27 protein-coding genes are annotated in these 24,602 nt (G+C 38.2%); 10 read left to right on the top strand and 17 right to left on the bottom strand.

Annotated features, from left to right (window positions below):
* Positions 1–100: 100 nt before the first annotated feature.
* The gene (gene metG / locus I6F65_RS01705) at positions 101–2,122 is read right to left on the bottom strand and encodes a methionine--tRNA ligase (protein ID WP_024609476.1); all 2,022 of its coding nucleotides are present in this window, start codon (positions 2,120–2,122) and stop codon (positions 101–103) included.
* A gap of 187 nt (positions 2,123–2,309) precedes the next feature.
* Here metG and apbC point away from each other — a divergent pair, with 187 nt between their 5' ends.
* Both apbC and dcd read left to right on the top strand, forming a co-directional pair.
* Entirely contained in the window at positions 2,310–3,386 is a 1,077-nt protein-coding gene (gene apbC / locus I6F65_RS01700) for an iron-sulfur cluster carrier protein ApbC (RefSeq protein ID WP_010554232.1), read from the top strand.
* A gap of 6 nt (positions 3,387–3,392) precedes the next feature.
* Positions 3,393–3,977: a dCTP deaminase gene (gene dcd / locus I6F65_RS01695; RefSeq protein ID WP_166113389.1), complete on the top strand. Its 585-nt coding sequence runs from the start codon at positions 3,393–3,395 to the stop codon at positions 3,975–3,977.
* Positions 3,978–3,993: 16 nt separating this feature from the next.
* Here dcd and I6F65_RS01690 read toward each other — a convergent pair whose 3' ends face one another.
* Positions 3,994–4,779 carry a CLCA_X family protein gene (locus I6F65_RS01690; protein WP_166113428.1) on the bottom strand — a complete coding sequence of 262 codons (786 nt, stop codon included), beginning with the start codon at positions 4,777–4,779 and terminating at the stop codon, positions 3,994–3,996.
* Between the two features lie 24 nt (positions 4,780–4,803).
* Positions 4,804–5,400 (bottom strand): tRNA-uridine aminocarboxypropyltransferase, encoded by a 597-nt coding sequence (locus tag I6F65_RS01685; RefSeq protein WP_024609779.1) that lies wholly within the window; start codon positions 5,398–5,400, stop codon positions 4,804–4,806.
* 139 nt (positions 5,401–5,539) lie between these two features.
* Here I6F65_RS01685 and I6F65_RS01680 point away from each other — a divergent pair, with 139 nt between their 5' ends.
* On the top strand, positions 5,540–5,884 hold the full coding sequence (locus tag I6F65_RS01680) for an Hpt domain-containing protein (RefSeq protein ID WP_024609778.1): 345 nt from the start codon (positions 5,540–5,542) through the stop codon (positions 5,882–5,884).
* A 104-nt stretch (positions 5,885–5,988) separates the two neighbouring features.
* Complete coding sequence (locus I6F65_RS01675) at positions 5,989–7,206, top strand: pyridoxal phosphate-dependent aminotransferase (RefSeq protein WP_024609777.1); 1,218 nt, start codon at positions 5,989–5,991, stop codon at positions 7,204–7,206.
* A 73-nt stretch (positions 7,207–7,279) separates the two neighbouring features.
* Here the strand turns inward: I6F65_RS01675 and I6F65_RS01670 are convergent, their stop codons facing one another.
* From I6F65_RS01670 to I6F65_RS01655, 4 genes are all read right to left on the bottom strand, one after another.
* Positions 7,280–7,747, bottom strand: coding sequence for a glycine zipper 2TM domain-containing protein (locus I6F65_RS01670; RefSeq protein WP_197111214.1), 468 nt, complete (start codon positions 7,745–7,747; stop codon positions 7,280–7,282).
* Positions 7,748–7,925: 178 nt separating this feature from the next.
* Positions 7,926–8,546: a penicillin-binding protein activator LpoB gene (lpoB, locus tag I6F65_RS01665; RefSeq protein ID WP_024609775.1), complete on the bottom strand. Its 621-nt coding sequence runs from the start codon at positions 8,544–8,546 to the stop codon at positions 7,926–7,928.
* 11 nt (positions 8,547–8,557) lie between these two features.
* Positions 8,558–8,983 carry a YcfL family protein gene (locus I6F65_RS01660; RefSeq protein ID WP_024609774.1) on the bottom strand — a complete coding sequence of 142 codons (426 nt, stop codon included), beginning with the start codon at positions 8,981–8,983 and terminating at the stop codon, positions 8,558–8,560.
* An 8-nt stretch (positions 8,984–8,991) separates the two neighbouring features.
* Positions 8,992–10,356 (bottom strand): COG3014 family protein, encoded by a 1,365-nt coding sequence (locus I6F65_RS01655; RefSeq protein WP_024609773.1) that lies wholly within the window; start codon positions 10,354–10,356, stop codon positions 8,992–8,994.
* 515 nt (positions 10,357–10,871) lie between these two features.
* Here I6F65_RS01655 and I6F65_RS01650 point away from each other — a divergent pair.
* Positions 10,872–11,741 (top strand): DMT family transporter, encoded by an 870-nt coding sequence (locus I6F65_RS01650; RefSeq protein WP_024609772.1) that lies wholly within the window; start codon positions 10,872–10,874, stop codon positions 11,739–11,741.
* 11 nt (positions 11,742–11,752) lie between these two features.
* Here the strand turns inward: I6F65_RS01650 and I6F65_RS01645 are convergent, their stop codons facing one another.
* From I6F65_RS01645 to I6F65_RS01615, 7 genes are all read right to left on the bottom strand, one after another.
* The gene (locus I6F65_RS01645; protein ID WP_197111212.1) at positions 11,753–12,451 is read right to left on the bottom strand and encodes a M15 family metallopeptidase; all 699 of its coding nucleotides are present in this window, start codon (positions 12,449–12,451) and stop codon (positions 11,753–11,755) included.
* On the bottom strand, positions 12,451–13,581 hold the full coding sequence (gene dapE / locus I6F65_RS01640; protein ID WP_197111210.1) for a succinyl-diaminopimelate desuccinylase: 1,131 nt from the start codon (positions 13,579–13,581) through the stop codon (positions 12,451–12,453). Before dapE ends, I6F65_RS01645 begins: the two co-directional genes overlap by 1 nt.
* Positions 13,578–13,925, bottom strand: coding sequence for an ArsC family reductase (locus tag I6F65_RS01635; RefSeq protein WP_024609769.1), 348 nt, complete (start codon positions 13,923–13,925; stop codon positions 13,578–13,580). The genes dapE and I6F65_RS01635 overlap by 4 nt, the downstream gene beginning before the upstream one ends.
* A 4-nt stretch (positions 13,926–13,929) precedes the next feature.
* A complete protein-coding gene (locus tag I6F65_RS01630) occupies positions 13,930–14,427 on the bottom strand; it encodes a PTS glucose transporter subunit IIA (RefSeq protein WP_024609768.1) in 498 nt (165 codons plus the stop codon).
* Positions 14,428–14,430: 3 nt separating this feature from the next.
* Positions 14,431–14,817, bottom strand: a complete 387-nt coding sequence (locus tag I6F65_RS01625; RefSeq protein WP_024609767.1) for an ACT domain-containing protein — start codon at positions 14,815–14,817, stop codon at positions 14,431–14,433.
* A 234-nt stretch (positions 14,818–15,051) separates the two neighbouring features.
* Complete coding sequence (gene pta / locus I6F65_RS01620; protein ID WP_197111201.1) at positions 15,052–17,205, bottom strand: phosphate acetyltransferase; 2,154 nt, start codon at positions 17,203–17,205, stop codon at positions 15,052–15,054.
* A 1-nt stretch (position 17,206) separates the two neighbouring features.
* Positions 17,207–18,421: an acetate kinase gene (locus tag I6F65_RS01615; RefSeq protein ID WP_197111199.1), complete on the bottom strand. Its 1,215-nt coding sequence runs from the start codon at positions 18,419–18,421 to the stop codon at positions 17,207–17,209.
* A gap of 283 nt (positions 18,422–18,704) precedes the next feature.
* Between I6F65_RS01615 and yfbV the strand changes: the two genes are divergently transcribed.
* On the top strand, positions 18,705–19,151 hold the full coding sequence (gene yfbV / locus I6F65_RS01610) for a terminus macrodomain insulation protein YfbV (protein ID WP_024609764.1): 447 nt from the start codon (positions 18,705–18,707) through the stop codon (positions 19,149–19,151).
* Here the strand turns inward: yfbV and I6F65_RS01605 are convergent.
* Genes I6F65_RS01605 through xthA form a run of 3 tightly spaced genes read right to left on the bottom strand, consistent with a single transcriptional unit; the run spans position 19,148 to position 21,421 of the window.
* Entirely contained in the window at positions 19,148–19,963 is an 816-nt protein-coding gene (locus I6F65_RS01605; RefSeq protein WP_024609763.1) for a putative RNA methyltransferase, read from the bottom strand. The two genes, yfbV and I6F65_RS01605, sit on opposite strands and share 4 nt — an antisense overlap.
* Positions 19,960–20,607, bottom strand: coding sequence for an energy-coupling factor ABC transporter permease (locus I6F65_RS01600; protein WP_024609762.1), 648 nt, complete (start codon positions 20,605–20,607; stop codon positions 19,960–19,962). Before I6F65_RS01600 ends, I6F65_RS01605 begins: the two co-directional genes overlap by 4 nt.
* Before the next feature lies 1 nt (position 20,608).
* The gene (gene xthA / locus I6F65_RS01595) at positions 20,609–21,421 is read right to left on the bottom strand and encodes an exodeoxyribonuclease III (RefSeq protein ID WP_166113368.1); all 813 of its coding nucleotides are present in this window, start codon (positions 21,419–21,421) and stop codon (positions 20,609–20,611) included.
* 239 nt (positions 21,422–21,660) lie between these two features.
* Between xthA and I6F65_RS01590 the strand changes: the two genes are divergently transcribed.
* The 4 genes from I6F65_RS01590 (at position 21,661) to rluB (ending at position 24,490) form a co-directional block, all read left to right on the top strand.
* A complete protein-coding gene (locus I6F65_RS01590) occupies positions 21,661–22,092 on the top strand; it encodes a hypothetical protein (protein ID WP_024609760.1) in 432 nt (143 codons plus the stop codon).
* Between the two features lie 265 nt (positions 22,093–22,357).
* A complete protein-coding gene (locus tag I6F65_RS01585) occupies positions 22,358–22,879 on the top strand; it encodes an EF-hand domain-containing protein (RefSeq protein WP_024609759.1) in 522 nt (173 codons plus the stop codon).
* 151 nt (positions 22,880–23,030) lie between these two features.
* Positions 23,031–23,621, top strand: coding sequence for an SMC-Scp complex subunit ScpB (gene scpB, locus I6F65_RS01580; RefSeq protein WP_024609758.1), 591 nt, complete (start codon positions 23,031–23,033; stop codon positions 23,619–23,621).
* On the top strand, positions 23,618–24,490 hold the full coding sequence (gene rluB, locus I6F65_RS01575; protein WP_024609757.1) for a 23S rRNA pseudouridine(2605) synthase RluB: 873 nt from the start codon (positions 23,618–23,620) through the stop codon (positions 24,488–24,490). Before scpB ends, rluB begins: the two co-directional genes overlap by 4 nt.
* The last annotated feature ends 112 nt before the right edge of the window (positions 24,491–24,602 follow it).

Raw genomic sequence — 24,602 nt, 5'->3', positions numbered from 1 at the left:
ACTGATATTATTTAAATAATGCTTATAAAGCAAATAGGGAAGCCTATAAAAAAACCGCTGACAGTATCAGCGGTTTTTAGATGGGTTATTAAGCGTTAGCTTACATTACGCGCATACCAGGCTCTGAGCCGTCATCTGGGTTAAGAATATAAATTTCTTTTCCGCCAGGACCTGCTGCTAATACCATGCCCTCAGACATACCAAAGCGCATTTTACGAGGCTTAAGGTTAGCGACCATAACGGTTAACTTACCTTCAAGATCCTCTGGTGCGTAAGCCGATTTAATACCCGCAAACACTTGGCGAGTTTCGCCGCCTAAATCAAGTGTTAGCTTAAGTAGTTTATCAGCGCCTTCTACGTGCTCTGCTTTAGCAATTTTAGCTACGCGTAAGTCTACTTTTGCAAAGTCATCAAATTCTATTTCGTCGCTAATAGGCTCTTTTGCAAGTGGGCTGTTAGGGTCAATAGTTACTTTTGGCGCTAAGCTTTCTTTAGATTCTTCAACCATTTTATTTACTTTATCCATTTCAACACGTTGCATTAACGGTTTGAATTTATTGATAGGGTGGCTTACGAGTGCATTTTGAACGCCGTCCCATGCAAGGTCGTCATTTAAAAATGCTTGTACGTTGTCGGCCATTTCTGGTAGCACTGGTTTTAAGTAAGTAATTAAAACGCGGAATAAGTTAAGACCAAGAGAACACACTTCGTGTGCTTCTTGTTGCTTAGTTTCGTCTTTAATTAATACCCAAGGTGCTGCGCCATCAATAAATTGGTTTGCTTTGTCGGCAAGCGCCATTATTTCGCGAATTGCGCGGCTGTAATCGCGATTCTCATAGTGTGTTGTAATGCTAGGTGCAGCCGCTTGAAACTCTGCTAATAGCTCTGGTTGCATAATAGTGCTGCTTAGCTTGCCATCAAACTTTTTAGTAATAAAGCCAGCACAACGGCTCGCTATGTTTACTACTTTACCTACTAGGTCTGAATTTACGCGCTGTGCAAAGTCTTCTAGGTTTAAATCAAGATCAACAATACCGCTGCTTAATTTTGCTGCGTAGTAGTAACGTAAGTACTCTGGGTTTAAGTTATCTAAATAAGTACGCGCTTTAATAAACGTACCCTTTGATTTAGACATTTTTTCGCCATTTACAGTGACAAAACCATGAGCGAATACGTTAGTTGGCTTTCTAAAATTAGCGCCTTCTAGCATTGCTGGCCAAAATAAGCTGTGGAAATAAATGATGTCTTTACCAATAAAGTGATAAAGCTCAGCGTCTGAACCTTCAGCCCAAAACTCATCAAAGTTAATGCCTGTTTTGTCACACAGGTTTTTAAAGCTCGCCATGTAACCAATAGGGGCATCTAACCAAACGTAAAAATATTTGCCCGGTGCATTTGGAATTTCAAAACCAAAATAAGGTGCATCGCGGCTAATATCCCATTGCTGCAGGCCATCGGTAAACCATTCGTCTAGCTTGTTAGCCATTTCTTGTTGAATAGTGCCCGAGTGTAGCCATTCTTTTAGCATGCCTTCAAATGCTGGCAGGTCAAAAAAGTAATGCTCAGAATCTTTAAGTACAGGCTCAGCGCCCGACATTACAGAACGTGGGTTGATTAAATCTGTAGGGCTGTATGTAGCACCACATGAATCACAACTGTCGCCGTTTTGGTTTTCAGACTTACACGTTGGGCAAGTACCTGTTACAAAACGATCGGGTAAGAAAATACCTTTTTCAGGGTCGAATAATTGCGAAATAGTGTGCTTTTTAATATGACCGGCATCGTTTAGGCGGTTATAAATAAGCTCGCTTAATTCTTTATTTTCTTGGCTGTGTGTGCTGTGGTAGTTATCAAATTTGATATTAAAGTCAGCAAAGTCGCGTTGGCGCTCTATGCTGACTTGTTTTACCGCTTCTTCAGGCGTGATCCCTTGCTTTTGCGCATTAAGCATAATTGGTGTGCCGTGGGCATCGTCTGCGCAAACATAATAAGCTTCGTGGCCCTGTAGTTTTTGAAAACGTGACCAAATATCAGTTTGAATATATTCCAATAAATGACCTAAGTGAGTAGGGCCATTTGCATAAGGTAATGCGCTGGTAATCAGGATCTTTCGCTGCGTCATAATCATTCCGAATTGAGGATAAAACGCCGTTTTTATTATACAAACGGCAATTATCATTAATTTATCTACAAGCTATCTGCTTAGAGTACGCACAGCTTATGGATTTTTATTAATTGACTGGTGTTAATGCCCTGAATGTTACATAATTCCGTGGCACTTTTCATCAAAGAAACGCTATTTAATTGCTATGTTTGGACTGTCGAAACTATTCTCTTCTAAATCGGTGCAAAAACAACCGATTATTACTGCCTTAGCGGCATATCGTAGTGCGGCTTTTGCCGTCGGTATTGACGAAAGCTTCATTAATACTATTACTCAAAATGACGATAAATCACTACACATTAAATTAACCCTGCCATTTGCTGGGCAATCAGAAATGCCTTTAGTTGAGCAACACGTAAGTGAAAGCTTAAATGTGCCTGTAACAATTAGCGCCAAGGTTATCATTAAAGAGGCAGCTAAGTTTAAGGCGATTAAACATATTGTGCTTATTGCCTCAGGCAAAGGCGGAGTAGGTAAGTCGACTACTGCCGTTAACTTGGCGGGCGCCCTTAAAAACGAAGGCGCAAAGGTCGGTATTTTAGACGCTGATATTTATGGCCCATCTATTCCAATGCTTTTAGGCTTGGTGGGCGCAGAGCCCGTCACTAAAGATAACAAACAGCTACAGCCTTTTGATGCAAACGGCATTAAAGCGCAGTCTATTGGATTTTTAGTTCCAAGCGATGATGCCACCGTATGGCGCGGGCCAATGGCGTCAGGCGCGCTTAGCCAATTGCTTAACGAGACTGATTGGGGCGAGCTTGATTACTTAATTGTGGATATGCCACCGGGCACCGGTGATATTCAACTTACAATGAGCCAAAAAGTACCCGCGAGCGGCACTGTTATTGTCACTACACCGCAAGACTTAGCCCTAGCCGATGCGCAAAAAGGCATTGCTATGTTTAATAAAGTAAACGTGCCAGTGCTGGGCTTAATTGAAAACATGAGTTATTACATTTGCAGCCACTGCGGTGAAGCTAACCACGTATTTGGTAAAGACGGTGCACAAAAGCTGGCGCACAAGCACGGCGTACCCGTACTTAGCCATATTCCTCTTGCAATAGATATACGTGAATATTCTGAGCAAGGAAAACTTATTGCCAACGATAACGACGCGGCGATAAGCAAAACATACAGCGCAGCAGCGAGGCTTATAGCCAGCACGCTCTATTATCAACAGCATCACAATGCAATTGAAATTGTGATTACAGAAGATTAATAAATAATGAGACTTTCAGACACACATATTAATGAATACCTAAGCGATGGTCGCATTGTTATTGAGCCTGCGCCAACAAGTGACATGATTTCAGGCGTAACTGCCGATTTGCGATTAGGTAATAAATTCAGAACTTTTAATGCGCATAATGCGGCATACGTCGATTTAAGCGGTCCAAAAGATCAGTTAAATAAAGCCATGGAATCAATCATGAGTGAAGAAATAGTGCTTGCTGAAGGTGAAGCATTCTTTTTACACCCAGGTGAACTTGCACTTGCTATAACGCACGAAAAAGTAACTCTGCCAGCAGACATAGTAGGGTGGTTAGATGGACGCTCATCGCTAGCGCGTTTAGGTTTAATGGTGCATGTAACTGCGCACCGAATAGATCCAGGCTGGAGCGGTAATATTGTTCTAGAGTTTTACAACTCAGGTAAATTACCACTGGCGCTTCGCCCACTGATGAAAATTGGGGCTATGAGCTTTGAAATGCTATCGGGCCCGTGTGAAAACCCATACAACATTCGTAAAGATGCAAAATATAAAGATCAAAACAGCGCAGTAGCAAGTCGTATTAGTGACGATAAGTAACCACTAAATAAAGCTTTTACTCGTCTATTTTATGAAGCGCATAACCCAATAGTTCAAAGTACTGGTTAAGCGCTTCATTTGCTTTATTAATATGCCCAATATTTGGGTATATTAAATTACTACTTTGTAAGCCCCCCACTAAAAAGCTATTTTTTATATTTGAATGCTGCTCAATACACGCTTCAAAGCAACGTGCTGCAAGTTCTTCTGGCATGCTCATATAATTCATGTTTTGTGCTTTATCGTGTTCTATGCATGTTTGTACAAAGCTATTAGCATTAACGCCGTGCTCATCTAAAAATACATTTTTATAAAAACTGTTTAAAGCATTATTAAGTGGGTGCGATAAATTAGGTGTGTTTGAAAGCCATAGTTTTGAGGCAAAACCAAATCGTGGTTTTGCTGCAAATAAATGCTCGCTTATATGATGGTCAAACGCATGAAACCATTCGTGAGCAAGTGCGCCTCCGCCTGCATTTTTTGCAAGAGCAAGCGTTTGAGAGGCTGCATTATAATGCGCTTGCACGCCTTTTTGACCACCATGACCAAATGCAAAATTAAGCTTCCCGCGCAGGCCAATTGCTTTAGGTGGTAAATGCAGTATTTGTGCAAGGTCGGCCAGAGCATCGTAAATTAAATTGGCGCTAATATAGCGCTCTTCTTTAGTTACCCATTTACCTACCACCATTGACCTAAAACCAAAGGTGTCTCTTATATCGCTAAAGTCGACTTGGTCGTCAAATCGATAGTCGGGACCTTGGCGAGTAAATCCACGCTTTAATCTGTTTGGGTAGTTACGCATTGCAAGTTTCATATAGTAACGAATTTAATCTAAGTAACGTGCTTTTACGTGCTCGGGCATGTGTTGGGTTTGTTTTTGTATTAATTCATCAAGCACATTGTAAAGTGGTGCGGGATTTAGCTGCTCTATTAAAAATAAACTATGCGCTACGGCTTCAAGTGTGGATAGGCTGTCGGCGCGGGGGGCTTTACGAATTGCATAACGATTTTTAGGTAACTGTTTAAAACTGACCGTTTTAAATTGATTTAGCAATGTGGTGAGCTGCAAAATTTTGTAGGCTTTTTTCCATGTGCCATCAACAACGATTAAGTGCGTAATATTTTTTAAACTTGGCTGCACATTATTGTCGTCTAAATTTACAGCGCTTTCATTAGGGTAGAGTAAAACGGTAGAGTTTACTGGCAGTGTTTTAAGAATAGAAAAGTCGTTATTATTTTCACCTTTGATTATTTGGCAATCAGTTAAGCATAAATTCAATAACTTAGCGGTGTTTTTTGCTATTTTTTCTTCGCTAGGATGCTGTAGAATAATAACCGTGACTTTGTTTTTTGTGTTTGTAATTGCATTGCAAATACAGGTGTTGAGTGCAAAGTTACACTGATTACAAAGTGTGCGTGCCATTTAATAAACTTTTTAGTTGCCAGTATGATCCTCATAATTATACATTTTTAAGGTAATTAAGTTGGTTTTTTTTACGCATCAATATAAAGTAGTACTATTAAACTGTAATTTACATGGATTGTTTTTAAGGGCTTTAAATATGACAGAAATAAATATTGATACATCAGCATTAGAAAGTATGGAATCGTTATTGGGTGAACAATTTGCTGATACGCTTGAATTTTGTTGTACAGAGTTTGAACGTTTAGGGTCTGAAGTTTTGGCAACCATTGGTAAAGACAGAGAAGCGGCTATTCGTCATTCTCATAGCTTAAAGTCTAACGCGGCGCAGTTTGGGGCTTCAAGCCTTGCTGAGGTTTCTCGTGTTATTGAGCAAAATTTAAATATGGATAACTTATCAGAAGCTATCGATGCGTCTAATAGTTTGATGGCGCAAGTAACTGGCTCTCAAACTAAGCTAAATGAATGGTTAGCATCTCGTTAAAAATATAAGCTAAACGTGAATTTATTTCAGTATTAAGCGCTTAAATAGGCTGGCATTTTACGCCTTTACTAGGTTAGTCTAAAGACTCACTAGTAGAGGTAAAAATGTCTGATATTAAAAAGAGTCACAAATTAGAAGGTGTATGTTATGACATTCGCGGACCAGTTTTAGCGCAAGCTAAAAAAATGGAAGACGAAGGTCAAAAAGTCTTAAAGTTAAATATAGGTAATCCGGCCGCCTTTGGTTTTGATATGCCTGAAGATATGCACCGCGATATTATCCGCAATTTATACTCAGCCCAAGGCTACTGTGACTCTAAAGGCCTCTACTCAGCCCGCGTGGCTATTTATCAGCATTACCAACAACGTGGATTACACAATTTAGATGTTGATAACATTTACATTGGTAATGGCGTTAGCGAACTTATTCAAATGATTACTCAGGCGCTATTAAACAATGGCGACGAAGTACTTATTCCTGCGCCTGATTACCCACTTTGGACTGCTTCTGTTAAATTATCTGGTGGTAACCCGGTTCATTATTTGTGTGATGAGGAACAAGATTGGTTTCCGGATATTGCAGATATAAAAAGTAAAATCACCTCAAAAACTAAAGCTTTGGTATTAATTAATCCTAATAATCCAACTGGTGCGGTTTACAGTGATGATTTGTTACTGCAATTGATTGATATAGCGCGCGAACACAAATTATTGTTGTTGAGTGACGAAATTTACGAAAAGATTTTATACGATGGTGTAACCCATACATCGATTGGCTCGCTTTGCGATGATGTACCAATTATTACCTTTAACGGTTTGGCTAAAACATATCGAGCTGCTGGGCTAAGAATGGGTTGGATGGTATTAAGCGGGCGTACCTCGGTAATGGACGATTTACGCAAGGGCTTAGAAATACTTGCCTCTATGCGTTTGTGCGCAAATGTACCAGCTCAATACGCCATACAACAAGCGTTGGGTGGCGTGCAATCTATTGATAATTTAATTAACCCTGGTGGTCGCTTATACGAGCAGCGTGATATTGCATGGCGCGGGCTAAATGCAATTGAGGGCATAAGTTGTAAAAAGCCAAAAGGGGCGTTGTATGCGTTTGCAAAGGTAGATACCGCACATTTTAATATTAAAGATGATGAGCAAATGATGTTTGATTTACTCAAAGCCGAAAAAATATTACTTGTGCATGGCAGGGCATTTAACTGGCCAGAACCTGATCATTTTAGATTGGTATTTTTGCCAAACAAAGATGATTTGTCGGATGCGATGATAAAAATGAAACGCTTTTTTAAAGATTACCGCCAAGTTTAATTTAAAAATAAATAAACAAAAAACGAGCCAGTTTAGGCTCGTTTTTGTTTTAAACGTCAATAGACATAACTATTTAATATGCGCTATCTACCCGAACAGTGTTGTCGGTTAAGTATACTAACCTTACGTTGTCACCTTTGCTAAAACGCATTGATTGGTCTTGATCTTGAACGACCATAAATTGATCTCCATTTTCAACTTGTATCAACAACTCTACAAAATGACTTTGTTCGTAATGACTTTTTTGCTGACTATTATGCGCTAAGTTACCACCTATGATAGAACCAAGTATGGTGGCAACAGTGCGTCCGCTTCCGCCACCAAACTGATTACCTACAACACCGCCCAGTAATGCGCCGCCAAAGGTTTTCCAGCCGTTGTTTTTGTCTTGAATGATTTCTTGTTCGGTAATATTGCGTACCGATTTTACGTCACCAAATAAAACTTGCTGAACAGGCACTGCTTTGTTGCGCTCGTATTTAGCAAATGTAGGTGCGCTAATTGTAAGTAATACGCACATTAATACAGTAATTGCTTTCATAACTTGCTCCTTTTATACCAACCTGCATAAATATTTGATCAATTTAACGAATTAAATTGCGCTATAACGTCGTTAAAAATTTTTTATTTAGAACAACTAAATACAAAAATTTTTGCCTAGTACTAGCGTAATTTTCTTAACGTTAAATAGACCCCATATATAAGCAGATTGGTATTAGCTACCAGCCAAAGGTTGATTTTTCTTTAGTTTTACGAATTTCAGTTTCGTCTGCCCACTCAACTAGGCCGCTTTCCATATCCATTAAACGCATGGTAAATTTGTAGTACACGTCTGATTTATCGGCATTAGATTTAACGATACTTGATAGGTTGCCGTATAACATATATTGCGCGCCAATCTGTTTACCAAATGCAACGGCTGTTGCAGGGTTTATTAGTGCATCTTCATTTTGAAACGTTAATTGCTCACGTACTGATTCAACACGAGTCATATCAACAAATCTAAACTTACCGCTGCGTAGCATTTGTGTAGAGATAGAATCGGTAATTGACTCTGTGTCTATATGCTCACTGGTTTTGTTTTTAATACGCTCAACAAATACAATAGGGCGTTTATTAGCGGTCATTGTGCCAACAACGGGTGAGCTTAGTAATGAGTCGGTCATTTGGCTCGCTACTTTTTGTAAGTCGGTAGAGCCAAAATTTATATCGGTTGTTTCTACTGCCTGTGCATCGCCGTAGCTCACTACTGCTTTGTTTGCACAACCGCTTAATACTAAAGCACTTAAACCAACTAAAGCATAAGTTGATGCTGTTTTAAATTTTTTACTGATGATCATGTCTGTTTCCTTTAATCTTTAAATTCTTGTGACTCGGTAGATACTTCTCTTACTGCTAAAGAAAAGGTGACCGCATCAGAGCTTGGCGCTAAACCCGGTAATTGTGTTTTTGCAAAGCCGAATAGTGTAAGTGCTTGCCAAGGCGAGTGGTTGCCTTTAATTACAAAACCATCTTTATCAAACCAATTAAATTGATATTGCAGATACTGCGATTTTTTATATTGACTCGAAAGTGTGACTACCACGTCGGTTAGCTGATTGGTTTGACGTGTTTTTACGTCAGTAATAGCCAGCTTATTACCTAAATCTGAATTATCAACACGTAGTTGTTCGTTAAACTTATTTGTATTTTGTTCAACGGCAATACCTGATGTAACGGGTTTGCTGCTACATGCACTAAGCATTAAAACAGCAAATAATGGCACTATGTATTTCATGGTGACTCCTAGAGTTGAACTACATGGTAGTTAAAGTAGTTATTAACAGAGGTTAGGTAAATTAACGTTAACCCTTGCTTACTAACGGTAAAATTTATAGGCGCTTGAGTACCTACTTGTAACGAATGCTCGCCTATATCTAGGCTTTGCCTTGCAACACTAATTTGATTTGGAAGCGTAAGCCAACTGCGAGTGTCGGCTTGCTCCGATGCTAAATTATAAATATTTGCGAGTATATTCCCAACATCGCCGGCGCTACGTGCTAGCTCTGCGCGAACTTTCTCTTTTGCGATTAGGCGCAAAATTTGGCGTGCCACCTTGGCAGGAATTTGATCTTCTAATGTTTTTGCTGCAAGTGCTTCAATATGAACAAGTGGGTTTAATTCTAAGCTGTTTGTATCTATGTTTATGTTATTGAGTCGTCTTATATACGCATTATCTTTGTATACAGGCATAGCAAGGCTGTAAAAACGAGCATCACCGCGTGAAGTGTATATTGGTAAACGCAGTTTAAATTCATCTTGCTTTGGTACTAAACCTTGTTCAAATAAAACAATAACTTCGCCTTGATTTACCGGTATGCTGGGTGCATCGCTAAAGCGTTTTTTAAATTCACTTAAGTCTTGGTCAAACCCTTGTTTTTTAGCGAGGCGCATTACATCACGTTGTAAATAAATATTGTTTGGCTGAATATCTAACGCTTTTTTATAATCAATGTAAGCGTCGTCATATTGTTTAACGCTTTGGTAAAGCAAAGCCGATAAATAAAATGTATAAGCATTTTGAAAGCCATTTTTTACGTCTCGGGTAACATTGCCCATACTTGGATAATGCTGTTGTGCTTCTTGAACCGTTGAATTTATTGCTGACTGGTTTTCTGAACGTGCATCAACTTGTACTTTATTTGCTCTGCGAATCTCTACTAAAGCGCCTTCAACGTCATTTTTGTATACATAATTAAGTGCTTTGTAGCTATGTAGCATGCTCATTTCATAAGCTGGCGGCACATAGGTTATAGCTGAGTCATTGGTAAACAGTGCATTGCTTTGTTCAAGCCCAGCACTTAACTGTATTTTTGCTGCTTCGCGCTTAGTTTGCATTTGCGTATATACGTTTTCAAATTTACTTTGTGAATCAGTAGGGTTATTGGCTAAGTCGTTTATACGAGCTTGCTCTAACTGATTTAAAAGATAACTACTGTGCATAGTGCTATTTTTAGCAATAAGGGACTGCGCTTCTTCGATATTGTTTTTCTCGATCGCATTTCTTACCGGTGTCATTTGGGTGGCATAGTCGTTAAATAGGTCACTAAAGCCTATGGTGCTACAACCACTTAAAATAAAACAAAAGCTTAAAATTATACTGCGGCGCACTGAGCACTCCTCTTAATTTACTTTCACACATTAACATATATTTTTGGGTTTAATGTACGAAACATTGTAAGAAATCGTAGAGTAACGTTGGTGAACAAAACGTGAATTTTTAATTTTAATAAACTAAGTTGAAATACTTAAATGGCTTTATTGGTCTTGTTGAATACGGTACACCTAAAAAGAATACATAATTAACAATTTCATCGGTGTGTTAATGGGTATATTACTCGGTATAGGTTGTATTGTTTTAGATGATACAAGTACTAAATGTTTGAGATTTAGATCTTTATATTGAAAAATACGTTCAATAATTAAGTATTAATTTTAAAAATATTACTTAATTTATCAAAACAAAACACACTCTTTGCACAGTAATGATAATCCTGTTTAAATAAGCTCACCAGTAAGTAGTTTACTGGGTTTGAATTACTATAATTGTTCAATAATTAGATAGCATTTACTTGCTTAGGTAACTTAAATAACGCTGTTATCCGTTTTGTTGTTAAGGAATTCTTTTGAAAGCTACGCTGTATACAATCATTGCTTTAATTGCATTTGCCGCAAACTCTCTTTTTTGCAGAATGGCTTTAGCCGAAGGCTATATAGATGCCTGGAATTTTACTATTATTCGTTTGCTAAGTGGTGCTGCGTGTTTGGGCATAATAATGGCTATTTATACCCATAACTTAAAGCGTAAAGGTGCATTTAACTCTGCAATTTTAAGCGATAAAGGAAGCTGGCGAAGCAGTATTAGCCTCCTTATTTATGCGCTTTGTTTTTCGATTGCATACGTAGAGCTAGATACAGGCACCGGTGCACTTATTTTATTTTCTGCAGTGCAGCTAACCATGATTGGTTGGGGAATATATAAAAAAGAGCAGTTAAGTGTGCTTCAATGGTGTGCGTTTATAGTCGCGCTGGGTGGTTTTGTGTATTTAATGCTGCCATCTGCAGCTGTGCCTTCATTACTGGGTGCATCGCTTATGGCATTAAGTGGTGTGGCATGGGGCATTTATAGCATTAGAGGTAAAGTGTGTGTATCGCCTTTGCGCACTACAGGTTTTAATTTTATAAGAAGCTTAGTTGCTATACCTATTTTATTATTAGTTGGTATGAGCCATTTACCAAATGTAAGTATTGAAGGCATATTGCTTGCGTGTGCCTCAGGTGCGATAGCTTCTGGCATTGGCTATAGCGTTTGGTACGTGGCAATGCCATTACTTAAAAGTACACAAGCTGCTGTAGTGCAGCTTTGTGTGCCTGTACTTGCAGCCATTGCCGGTGTGTTGTTTTTATCAGAGCAAGTAACAATGGAATTTATTGTAGCAAGCTCGTTAATATTAGGCGCGGTGCTGGTATTTATTTTAAATAAAAAGAAAGTTTAATATTATTTACGTCAGCCTTCTTTTTGTGGGGGGCTTACGTTAGTTACAAAGCGTGCATAAATTGCAGGTAAGTTATCAAGTATTGCCTGCTTCCCCTGCAATTCACTCTTTTTTATACATTCAAAAAGTACTTGTTCGCTAAGCCTATTCACTAATAACTGTGATTGCTCAATATGGCTTATATGCCAAAGCTCCGGTGCTACGCCGCCTAAATCGTGTTGATAGGGACGATAAAAACCAAACTTACCCAAGTTGTCATCTAACCAGTTACTTAAAGGAGCAAATGGACCGCCTTGCTGATATTCATCGGGTGTTAGCTGTAGTTTATAATTGTCGTTCACGGCTGCTTTATCAAACACGTCTAAATCGGTACCTAAATGGTGTCTGCTTGCCCCAGGTAATGCAGAGTAGAGCATTATAGCAATGCATTTATCTATATCGCTTAGGTCGCTCAAATTTGCAATTTCTTGCTGTTTATTAAAAACAGGTCGAATACCTAAAAATTTATTATTCCAAATAATTGATTGACGATTAAAGTCACGAAAGCTTGATGCAATCGTGAGCTCAAATCCCGCATTTTTTGCTGCACTTTGTAGCGCTAAAAAGTCGCTAATAATGTTGCTATGCAAACGATGATTTTGTATATCAGTTAAATGTGTATCACTTTGACCTGTAATACACAGTATTGGTGTTGATTGGTTTAAATCCATTATGCTAAAAGTTGCTCTAGTATTTGCTCGTAAATGTCGGCAAGGGCTATTAAGTCATCGGTACTTACGCATTCATCTACTTTATGAATAGTGGCGTTACGTGGTCCAAGTTCAATTACTTTAGCCCCTGTTTGCGCAATAAAGCGACCGTCTGATGTACCACCCGTGGTTTCTAGATTAGTGGTTAAACCGGTTACCGATTTAATCGCATTGACTGTGGCATCAACAAGTGGACCGTGCTCGGTAATAAAAGGTAAGCCGTTTACTATCCAACTTAATTCATAATTTAAATTATGCTTTTGTAAAATATCATTCACACGTTGCTGTAATTGCTCATGTGTTACTTCGGTGCTAAATCTAAAATTAAACTGTACTTCTAATTCCCCCGGAATCACATTACCAGCACCAGTGCCGCCATTTATATTCGAAATTTGAAAGCTAGTAGCAGGAAAATATTCGTTTCCGTTATCCCATACTGTTTGGCTAAGCTCAGTAAGTACTGGCGTTGCTAAATGAATTGGGTTTTGAGCTAAATGCGGGTAGGCAACATGACCTTGTGTGCCTTTAACTGTTAAGTAAGCAGTAAGTGAGCCTCTGCGACCATTTTTAACAACATCACCTAATACATCGCGAGAAGAGGGTTCGCCTACTAGGCACATATCTATTTTTTCACCACGGGCTTCTAGTGTATCTATTACACGTGTTGTGCCGTTTATAAACGGTCCTTCTTCGTCAGAGGTGATTAAAAAAGAAATCGAGCCTTTATGATCTGGATTTTTAGTTACAAAACGCTCGGTTGCTACAAGCATTGCCGCTAATGAGCCTTTCATATCAGCAGCGCCACGACCATGTAATAAGCCGTCTTTTATTAACCCTGAGAATGGTGGGTGTTGCCAGTTTTTTTCAGGACCCGTTGGAACAACATCAGTATGACCCGCAAAACAGAAATGTGGTGATTGTGTGCCTTTTCGAGCCCATGTATTTAATGTATCAGTAAAAAATAACGACTCTATATTAAAGCCAACTGCAGCAAGGCGGTCGTTCATCATTTGTTGGCAACCAGCATCTTCTGGTGTTACCGATTCTCGCTGAATGAGTGCTTGAGCGAGTTTAATTACGTCATCTTTCATGATTTAAATATCTCATCGTATTGAGCGGCTTTAAAGCCTAAATGGTAGCTGCCGTTATTTACGAGTACTGGGCGTTTGATCATTGCTGGTTGTTCCACTAAAAGTGGTATTGCACTTTCTTTAGTTAGACTCTGTTTTTGCTCATCTGTTAATGCACGATAAGTAGTACCGCGTTTATTAACAAGTTGCTCCCAGTCGAGTTTATCTGCAAAATCACTCACCATTTGCTCATTTACGCCATCTTTGCGGTAATCATGAAAGGTAAACTCAACGTTATTATCGGTTAAGTATTTTTTAGCTTTTTTTATCGTATCGCAATTGCTAATGCCGTATAGAGTGATCATATATCTACTTCTTCTTAATAATAGTTAATAGAGTATCTACACCCGCATTTACATGCGAATGTGAGTAATGAAATGTGCCGAGGTTGTGTCCGTTAAGTAAAATTAAACTTGCTAGCATTGGGGCATCTAATTCACGTAAATCAAAGTAAGCAAGGCGTTGACCTTTATTTATTTTACTCCCATTTAGCTGGGCTATGTGAGTGTGCGTAATTGATTGCGAATCAGGAATAGTTAAGTTTATCAGAACTTTTAAACCATTTTTAGCTTGTAAAATAAACTCAGTGCCCGCGTTTTTTACTTGTAATAAAGTACCGTCAAACGGTGCTAAAATTTTATGACTTGTTAGCTGTACCATAATGCCAGGACCCAGTGTTCCAAAACGAAAAAAAGGCTCTGGGTGCTCTTTTAGTTCAATTACTTTACCTGAAAACGGGCTGGTAATATTTATTGCGCTAAGAGGTGTTTTATTTTGAGCTAAATAGTCAATTTTTTTTGCTTTCATAAGCTAATTTACCACCACGTTATAACCCTCTTTTTTTAATGCGGTAATAGCATTATCTACTGTGTGTTTTTTAATGAGAATATAATCAGTATCGTAAGTTGAAATAGAAAATATAGAAATTTTAGCGCGTGCCAATACTCCTGAAATATTAGCCATAATTCCGGTTAACGAAAAACCCAGTGGACCTACAACTTCCAGGGCTTGCCAGTCTGGTTCGGTATCAAGGCATTTTATTTCAAAACTACTCGGACACACAATTGAAAGCTCATCGTGGGTTTTAGAAATAAAAAACAGAGATTGCTTTAAAAGTGCCGCAGGTATATCTGCATCTATATCTAAACTATGTATAGATAAAATGGTGCTGTGTAATTGTAATGTTTGTTTTGACATTAAAAACCTGCTAAACAGCAATATTAATAGCTTTATAGTATAGATTATTGGCTTTAAATTAAAGGTGTAACAACGACTAACTCAGCAGTAAATAAGTAGATAAAAGAAGGGAGTAAAAACTTACCCACAATTTCTGTGGATAACTGTGGGGGTTGCTGGGTATAAATAGCCTAACTAGTTAATTATTAAATAAATAACAGCTAGGCTATAAAAAACACATGTTAGTGTTGGCGCTTAATTAAGTGCTTCGGCTTGAGCCGCTTGAATAGCTGTTAGCGCGATTGTGTATACAATGTCATCTACTAAAGCACCACGGCTTAAATCATTAACGGGTTTACGCATACCTTGCAGCATTGGACCAATACTTATTAAGTCGGCACTACGTTGTACGGCTTTATAGGTTGTATTACCTGTATTTAAATCTGGGAATATAAATACAGTTGCTTTGCCGGCAACAGGGCTGTTAGGTGCTTTTTTGAGTGCTACATTTTCCATAATAGCAGCGTCGTATTGAAGTGGGCCATCAATAATTAAATCAGGACGTTTTTGTTGTGCTATTTTTGTGGCTTCTCGTACTTTTTCAACATCGGCACCTGTGCCAGAAGTGCCTGTACTGTAGCTGATCATGGCAACGCGTGGCTCAATACCAAATGCTGCAGCTGAGTCAGCAGATTGAATTGCTATATCAGCTAATTGATCGGCATTTGGGTCTGGGTTGATAGCACAGTCCCCGTATACCAATACTTGATCGGGTAGCAGCATAAAAAATATAGATGATACAAGCGATGAGCCCGGTGCTGTTTTAATTAACTGTAATGGCGGGCGTATTGTATTGGCAGTGGTATTAACAGCGCCAGATACTAAACCATCTACTTTTCCTTGCTCGAGCATCATAGTGCCAAGCACTACGTTATCTTGTAGTTGCTCTTGTGCTACAACCGCAGTCAATCCTTTGCTTTTACGAATTTCGACCATTGGGGCAACATAATCATTAATAATGCTTTGAGGCTCAATAATGCTTACATGTTCGTTTAGTTCTATACCTTGTTGTTCAGCAATGCGCATTATTTCTTCGCGATCGCCAAGTAATATCGTTTTAGCAATACCACGTTGACCACATATAGCGGCGGCTTTTATAGTGCGAGGTTCGTTTCCTTCAGGCAGGACTATTGTTTTACCAGCCTTGCGTGCTTTATTTGTTAATAAGTAACGAAATGCGGGTGGTGATAATTTACGCGTTTTACCTACATTTTTAGCTAATGTATCTAACCAGTTTGAATTAATATGTTCTGCATTATGGTTTTTAACTTTTTCAATACGTTGATCGTCATCACTTGGTACTTCCATATTAAAGTTATGCAGCAATAACGACGTACGCCAAGTGTCTGCTTCGGTTGCAAGTACAGGCAATCCTGTTTGCATAGCTTGCTCGCACAGCGCCATAATTCTTGGCTCAGGCTCATACCCTCCGGTTAATAATATGGCGCCTAATTTTGTACCGTTCATTGCTGACAAACACGCTGCAACAAGTATGTCTGAGCGATCCCCTGGGGTAACTAACAACGCGCCTGGCGTAAAGTAATTCAAAATATTTGAAACAGTTCGAGCGCAAAAAGTAATACGACGCAGGCGGCGGTGAAGCATATCGCCTTCGTTTATAATTGTGGCTTTTAAGTACGCGCTCAAATCTTTTACCCTAGGTGCTACAAGGTCAAAGTCCCACGGGATGGCACCAAGTAACATAAACGAATTTTTCCTAAAAATAGGTAAAGCAGCTAAGCGCTTTAATTCGTTTTCAAGCTCTTCTGGTTTATACGCATCGACTAAATCGGCGCGAGCTCTGCCTTCTTCATCAAGTGGTGCATTCACTTTATTAAAAATACAGCCTAGAACTCTTGGGTGGTCAATACCGCCATAATTACCAGCGGCAATTTCAAGGCGATCTTCTATTTGTGTAATATTGTAATTACCCGGTGTAAGTACAAATACAATTTCGGCTCCGAGTGTTTGTGCTATTTCGCGATTAACGCGCCCAGCATAAGGTTGGCGTCGAGTAGTTACCATTCCTTCAATAATGGCTACTTCGTCGTCGTTTATTTTACTCTCAAAACGTTCAACAATTTCCTCTAACAGATCATCCCCTTTACCATCGCCAATCATTTGCTCTGCATAATCAAGCGCGAAGGGGGTAGGAGGGTTAATTGATGAGCCTTGAGTTACTATTTGTGTGGATTTTTCGGGGCCGGTTTCACCTGAGCGTGGCTGAGCAATTGGTTTGAAAAAATTAACTTTAACGGTTTTTTGCTCAAGCGCTCGCACTAAACCAACAGACACAGAAGTTAAACCTACGCCTGTAGAGACAGGAATTAACATAATACGACGTGCCATTTTAAAACTCCTTTACTATGTTTGCAGCATCGTTCGCTATTACCCATTCTTCATTTGTAGACATAACGATAGCTTTAATTTTTGCTTTTTCAGAGCTAATAATACCTTGTTGCCCTAAGCGCGCATTAAGATTAGCTTGCTCATCGCAATCAATGCCTAAAAAGGCAAGTTGAGATATTACTTTTTTACGAATAAGATCTGAATTTTCACCTATACCGCCAGTAAAAATAACAGCATCTAGGCGTTGTAAAGGCACCATATAAGCTGCAATTTGTTTTGAAAGGCGATAGCAAAACATATCAAGCGCTAGCGTTGCTCTTTGATTGCCATTAAGTGATGCTTCTTCAATTGTACGACAATCATTAGAGAGACCACTTATTCCCAGCAAACCGCTTTCTTGATTTAATAAATCGTCAATTTGTTGCGCACTATAATTTAGTTGTGTAGTTAAAAAATTAAACAAGCCAGGGTCTATATCACCACTGCGCATCCCCATAATTAAACCAGCGAGTGGCGTTAAACCCATACTTGTATCAACACTTTTACCATTTTTTATTGCACATACAGAGCAGCCATTACCTAAATGAGCGCTAATAAAGTTACTTTGCTCTATGGGTTGATTTAACAATTGAGCTGCTTGCTCTGCAACATAGCAATGACTTGTTCCATGAAAGCCATAACGTCTTACGCCAAAGTCGGTATACAACTTATAGGGAAGGGCATAAAGATAAGCTACTTCGTCCATAGTTTGATGAAAGGCGGTGTCAAACACGGCAATTTGAGGTAACCCTTTAAAAGATGTTTTTGCAGATGAAATTCCTAGTAAATTAGCGTGACCATGCAGAGGAGCAAGTGTTGCTGCTTGGGTAATTCCCGAAATAACATCTTCGTCTATAAGTATTGATTTGATAAAGTTTTCACCACCGTGAACAACACGATGACCTACCGCAATTAAATGCTCATCTAATTTATGTGTTTTTATTAATGTTACTAGCGTATTAATTGCTTCTTCGTGTGCTTGATTTGCTTTTAAATCAATAGTGGTTTTAGCGCCATTGTATTTATACTTTATAGAGGGCGCTTCGCCTCCTAAGCGTTCAGCTAAACCTGAGATAATTTCGTGACCATTATTTGCATCAATAATGGCAAATTTTAAGCTAGAGCTGCCGCTATTTAGCACTAAAACGTGTTGTGATTTAGGATAGGTTGTTGGCATAGTTTCAATTCCCATAAACAAAATTTAGTAAGTGAGCAGTTAATACGTAATCACTGTAACTAGGGTATTAAATAAAGCTAAAACAATTAAGTGATCAAATGCAAAGCCGTTAACTTAATGTTAAATACTTTACCTTAATTAAGGTATTTAAGTTAGGATTGTATGCTTTAGAGTAAATTTAAGCTCTTTTAAAGAGAAAGTGAAACCGTGCTAAATTGTGTTACACTTTAAGTATAACCCGTTTTATTTATCGTGTTTTTAGCAGTATAGGTGAGGAGTTATGATTCAAAAAAGTGTAATGTCACAGGTACAAACTGGTCGACTGTATGCAAAAAAATGGCCTATGCGAAAAGAACTCGCGCCTTTATTTGCTGAGTTTAAAGTTATTAAGGCAACCGAACTTGCTATTACAGTTATGCCTATTTTAGCCATGTTTACGTTATTTTTTCAGTTAAATTATTTAGGGTCTGATTTTTTACCTCAAGCGATCGCTAGCGCGTTATTTTTTATATCGCTACCTCTACAGGGATTATTGTGGTTGGGAAAACGGGCGCAAACTCCCTTAGAGCCTGCTATGCATAAATGGTATAACGAACTTCATACAAAAATGGTTGCCAATGGCTATCAAACCCAGCTAAATGAAAACAAGCCCCGTTATTTGGAGCTTGCTAACTTACTTAATGACATGTTTGATAAAATGGATAAAGCATTCACTAAAGAGCAATTTTAGAGAGCTACATCGCCAGCAGTTTTGGTAAACTGAGTAACATAAAATGATAAGGTGACATGGTGCTCACCTTTTTCTTCGAGCGCTAGCCAGTGCTCGGGTCTAAATTTCCACGCAAATGGTGTCATCATAATTAAGTTTTTAACGTCGTTAAAGTTAAGCATTACTTGTTCGGTTAGTAGTATTTGATCAGTTTGAATAAACTCATTTGGTATATCTATTTGAGTATGTTCATTTACGCTTGAATAAATATAACTTTTTAGTTCTTTTAAGTGCCAAGGGCCGGGGCTTGCTACAACAAGTGTTGAGCCTGGTTTTGCTAGCCTTGCTAGTTCTTGATCAAATAATGGTGCAAACACACTTATTAATACATCAGCAAATTGGCTTTTAAACGGAGCTTGGCTTATTGATGCAACGCTAAAATGGCAATTGTTATAGCGTTTTGCGGCGTATTTAATTGCAGACTTTGATATGTCTACACCATACACATTAGCTTGTGTGTTTGCTGCGATTGCTTGAGTATAAAATCCTTCACCACATCCTAAATCAATAATATTGTCGGCATTTAGTGTATTAATTATTTGACCTAGTGCACTTTGTAAAAATGCGTAAAAGCCACATTCTAAAAATGCACGCCTAGCCTGAACCATTTCTAGTGAGTCGCCTGGTTGTTTAGAGTTTTTTTGTTGCACAGGTAATAAATTTACATACCCTTCTTTTGCAAAGTCAAAACTATGTCTGTTTTCACAGCTAAGTGTGTTACTTGTTCTTATAAGAGGGTTGCTACACAGAGGGCAGCGATATTCAAGGCTCATGAGTCTAGGTAGTCCTTATCGTAAAAAGTTTTTACCCAATGCGGGCGATAAGTGATCATTATAGTAATAGCCATTCCATTTAACATCGCTTCCGGAAACCAGATTATTGCACTTAAATAAACGTAGTTATCTGTAAGTTCTTGCCAATTATATTGACCAATAGAAAGGTAAAATAACGCACCTAAAGCAATTTTAATACATGCTATGAATCCTGCTGTTATAAAAGCACAAACAAAAATATAAACAAAAAAGTGGCGTGGTAAATAATGATAGCTAACAATAAAAGCTAAATAGCTCAATGCTATAGGTATAAATGCACCAATAAGTATTTGCACTGGCAGTAATTCGGGCTCAATTTGCCCAAAACTAGCTAATAGGGCAGTGGCAAGTAAACTACTTAAAATAGTTAGGCGCCAGCCTAGTATTAATGTGGCTGCGGTTACGCCTAAAATATGTAAATCTAGCCCTGTTAGTATGCCTGCTTTTATTCGCCATAAAATGGCAAACACGAGCGCGCACGCAAGTACACCTGTTTGGCGAACAGGTGTACTATAAAGTGCTTTATAGGTAGCCTTATCAAAGCTGAGTAAACTAGCTATAGCAACAACAGCCCAAAGCAGTCCTTGTACTTGTAAGCTCAACATATTAATTATTTTTAAATGTTGACCAAATAGGCGCGTGGTCTGAAGGCTTTTCAATACCACGTAATTCGTAATCAATTCCGGTATCAATACAGCGCGCAGCTAATTCGTTAGTCGCAAGCACTACATCTATTCTAAGACCACGGTTATCTACAAAACCTTTTGAGCGATAGTCAAACCAAGAGTATTGATCGTCTGTATTTGGATTTTGTTCTCTAAAGGTATCTTTAAAGCCCCAATTAAGCAGTGTAGCTAGCCATTCACGTTCTACTGGTTGGAAAGAGCATTTACCTGTTTTTAACCAACGTTTAGCATTTACATCGCCTATACCAATATCTAAATCAGTAGGTGATATGTTGATATCGCCCATAACAATGACGTCTTGCTCTGGCGTATGGTTGGTTTCAAGGTGTGTCATTAAGTCTTTATAGAATTGGCGTTTATAGGGGAACTTAGTTTCGTGATTTATATTGTCGCCCTGCGGGAAATAACCATTCATTACGGTTAAATCACGACCATTTTCTTGCTCTACAGTGACACTGATCATACGTTTTTGTGATTCATCTGTATCGGTTGCAAAGCCTTTTAAGACCGATTTAGGTTCATTTTTGCATAACATAGCTACACCGTAATGCGCTTTTTGCCCATGAAAATAAACGTGATATCCCATTTTTTGAACATCTTCTAGTGGAAACGCTTCGTCATGAACTTTAATTTCTTGCAACCCAATAACGTCTGGTTGATGTTTATCGATAATAGCTTGTAATTGATGAAGACGAGCACGCAGACCATTGATATTGAAAGAAATCACTTTCATAGAATTTACCTTTAAATTAGTTCTATTTAATAAGATAAATTGTATCAGTAAATACACCTACATAACATGGCTGAAATGAGGAAATAGCTGCGTAAATGTTGATCAAATGGTGTTTAAAGATCAAACATTGTTAATGCAGTATTAATATTTTAAATAAATAAAAAATTCAGTTGAAATGTTAATTGTTGGCTATATAATGCGCGAAATTACTTAGTTAGCTCGTTCAAATAGGATCTCTCATGAAAACACAACTAATTTTAGCCGCTGCACTTTTAGCATCAACGACTGTTTCTGCACAAAGCAATACTTACTTTAGCGAAGACAATAAAATTGAATCTAAGTTATGCGTATTGAGCGCAAATGAAGGTTTTACTGCTGCTCGTAAAGAAGCTGCTCTTCATGGTGTGTATTTATCACGCTTTTCACAAAGCATTTTGTGTAACGGTGAAGATATTCGTGATATCGCTAAAAAAGAAACTTTTAATAAAGTAACAACGACTAAGGTTGAAGTGTTTGCAAAAGATGCTCAACAAGAAACACAATTATGTATGACTGCTTTAAAGCAAGGTCTAGCGCCAGTTCGTCAAAAAATAGGCAACTTAGACTCATTAAAATGTAATGGTCAAAAGGTAACCGACTTTGTTAAGCGCTACCATAACGCTGCTATCTAATAAATGCTCCAATTAATTTATTAATCAGATTTTAAGTTAATTAGCATCATTAAATAAAAACAATACTCAGTATATATTTATGTACTGGGTATTTTTTTGCAAAAATTACAGACATTCTGCAAACCTTTCATTATGTAAGTATATGAGTTTGTTTGATAAATAACCTTACTAATGCTATCCAACTGATTTTATTGACCAATTTTAAATTGGCATCAGACTTGTATTAAATAGAGTGACATTTAATTAATTACGAAGGATACGTCTTATGAAAAAGTTAACATTAGCAGCCACTATTTTAGCGTCTTTAAGCTTAGCAGCTTGTTCATCTAATCAAGGTCTTGAGAAAATAGACAGCGACTTTGCAAGTTTAGATAACGATAGCGATGGTTTTATTTCTAAAGTTGAAGCCGATGACGATAGCATTTGGGGTCATTTTTCAAATATTGACACCAACATGGATAACGAAATAAGCCGCAAAGAATTTAATGCTTACATGAAGCTTAATACTGGAAAAGTAGCAACTGATTCTGAGGTTAGCGAATCGGCTTTTAAAGCAGAAATTGCTAAATTTGATAAAATTGAAAGCAGCTTTTCAAGCTTAGATAACGACAGTAATGGCTATATCTCTGTAGTTGAAGGCAATGATGATGATATTTCAAATCATTTTGGTTATATGGATAAAAACCAAGATAAGCGCATCAGCAAGAGCGAGTTTATGGGTTACATTAAAAAATACGGTAACGCAGTAGCTGAAGATGACGCATTAGAAGCGATTAAACACAGTTAATATTTGTTGTTTTAAAGAGTAAGTTAGAAGCCAGTGACACTCACTGGCTTTTTTGTGTTTTAAATTAGGTAAATTGATAGATATATTTTCCTAGTTTAGTGTTGTTCTGGCATAATAGATGGCTGTGTATTTTTATTTGTTTAGAGTGTGTATGGCGGGTCGGCGAATTAGTGATGAGCAATTAATTGAAATCATTGAAGCGGCGATTTTTGTTGCAGATAAACCTGTCAGTAAACGTCACCTTAAAGACACTGTTTTAGCTGATTTGGCTATTACGATGGCGCGAATTAACGATGCCATTGAAACAATACAAGTACATTTTCAAACCCGTGGTATTCGCTTAGTTGAAGTTGGCAGTGGCTATCGTTTTCAAGCATGTAGTAGTTTAAGCCCATGGTTAAATAACCTTTGGCAAGAACGTGCGCCTAAGTATTCGCGCGCATTACTTGAAACGTTATCGCTTATTGCATATAAACAACCGATTACACGTGGCGAAATTGAGCAAGTAAGAGGTGTAACAACCGGCTCAAATATTATTAAAACCTTACTCGAAAGAGAGTGGGTTAAAGTGGTAGGGCATAAAGAGGTTCCGGGTAAACCGGCTTTATATGCAACTACTAAGCAATTTTTAGATTATTTTTCGATAATGGGTTTAGATAACTTACCTGCCTTGCCAGAGCAACAGCAGAGTAAAATAAACCAGTTATTAAGTGATCCTTCTGTGAGAGAACCATCCGAATGAGTATTATACAAGGTGAAAAGTTACAAAAAGTCCTAGCCCGTGCTGGCGTAGGCTCACGCCGTGAAATGGAAAAATACATTGATGCAAACCGCGTTAGTGTAAATGGTAAAGTGGCAAAGCTAGGTGACCGTGTTGAGGAAACTGATTTAATTCGTGTTGACGGACACACTGTAAAAATTGAAGAAAAAGCAGACAGAATCTGTCGTGTAATTATGTATAACAAACCAGAAGGTGAGTTAAGTACCCGTAAAGACCCTGAAGGGCGACGTACTGTATTTGACCGACTTCCTCGTATTGATGGCGAGCGTTGGATTGCTGTTGGTCGACTAGACGTTAATACATCGGGTTTAATGCTTTTTACCAACGATGGTGAATTAGCAAATCGTTTAATGCATCCAAGTTACGAAGTAGAGCGTGAATATTCTGCACGTGTATTTGGTGAAGTGACTGCCGAAACGATTAAAAACTTAACCCGTGGTGTTGAGTTAGAAGATGGTCCTGCTAAGTTTATGAGCGTTAATCCAATGGGCGGAGAAGGTATAAACCGTTGGTATAATGTAACTTTAAACGAGGGACGTAACCGTGAAGTACGTCGTTTGTGGCAATCACAAGATGTTGAAGTATCTCGTCTTATTCGTATCCGTTATGGCAAATTAGAATTAGATAAGCGCGTGCCACAAGGCGGATGGGTAGAATACGATTTAGAAACCGTTAACTATTTACGTAAAACAGTTAAATTAGGTCGTGAAACACAAACTAAGCTTTCTGTTATGCCTGAAAAGCGCAAAGATAAACGTGCTAAAATTAATCAGATTCGTAAAGCAGTTAAAAAACACAATCAACGTGTTAAACCGACTAAACGAAAATAGTATTAAGAATTAAATGAAAAGCCGCTTTTAAAAGCTAACACCGATCAGTTAAGGTATTTTTGATCGGTTGACCGATCTTTTGGTTGCTTCACAATACCCTTATCATCTTTTG

The organism is Pseudoalteromonas sp. SWXJZ94C, from assembly GCF_015864385.1.
GTDB lineage: Bacteria > Pseudomonadota > Gammaproteobacteria > Enterobacterales > Alteromonadaceae > Pseudoalteromonas.
The sequence above is the reverse complement of the archived record's forward strand: the minus strand, read 5'-3'. Positions and strand labels throughout refer to the sequence as shown.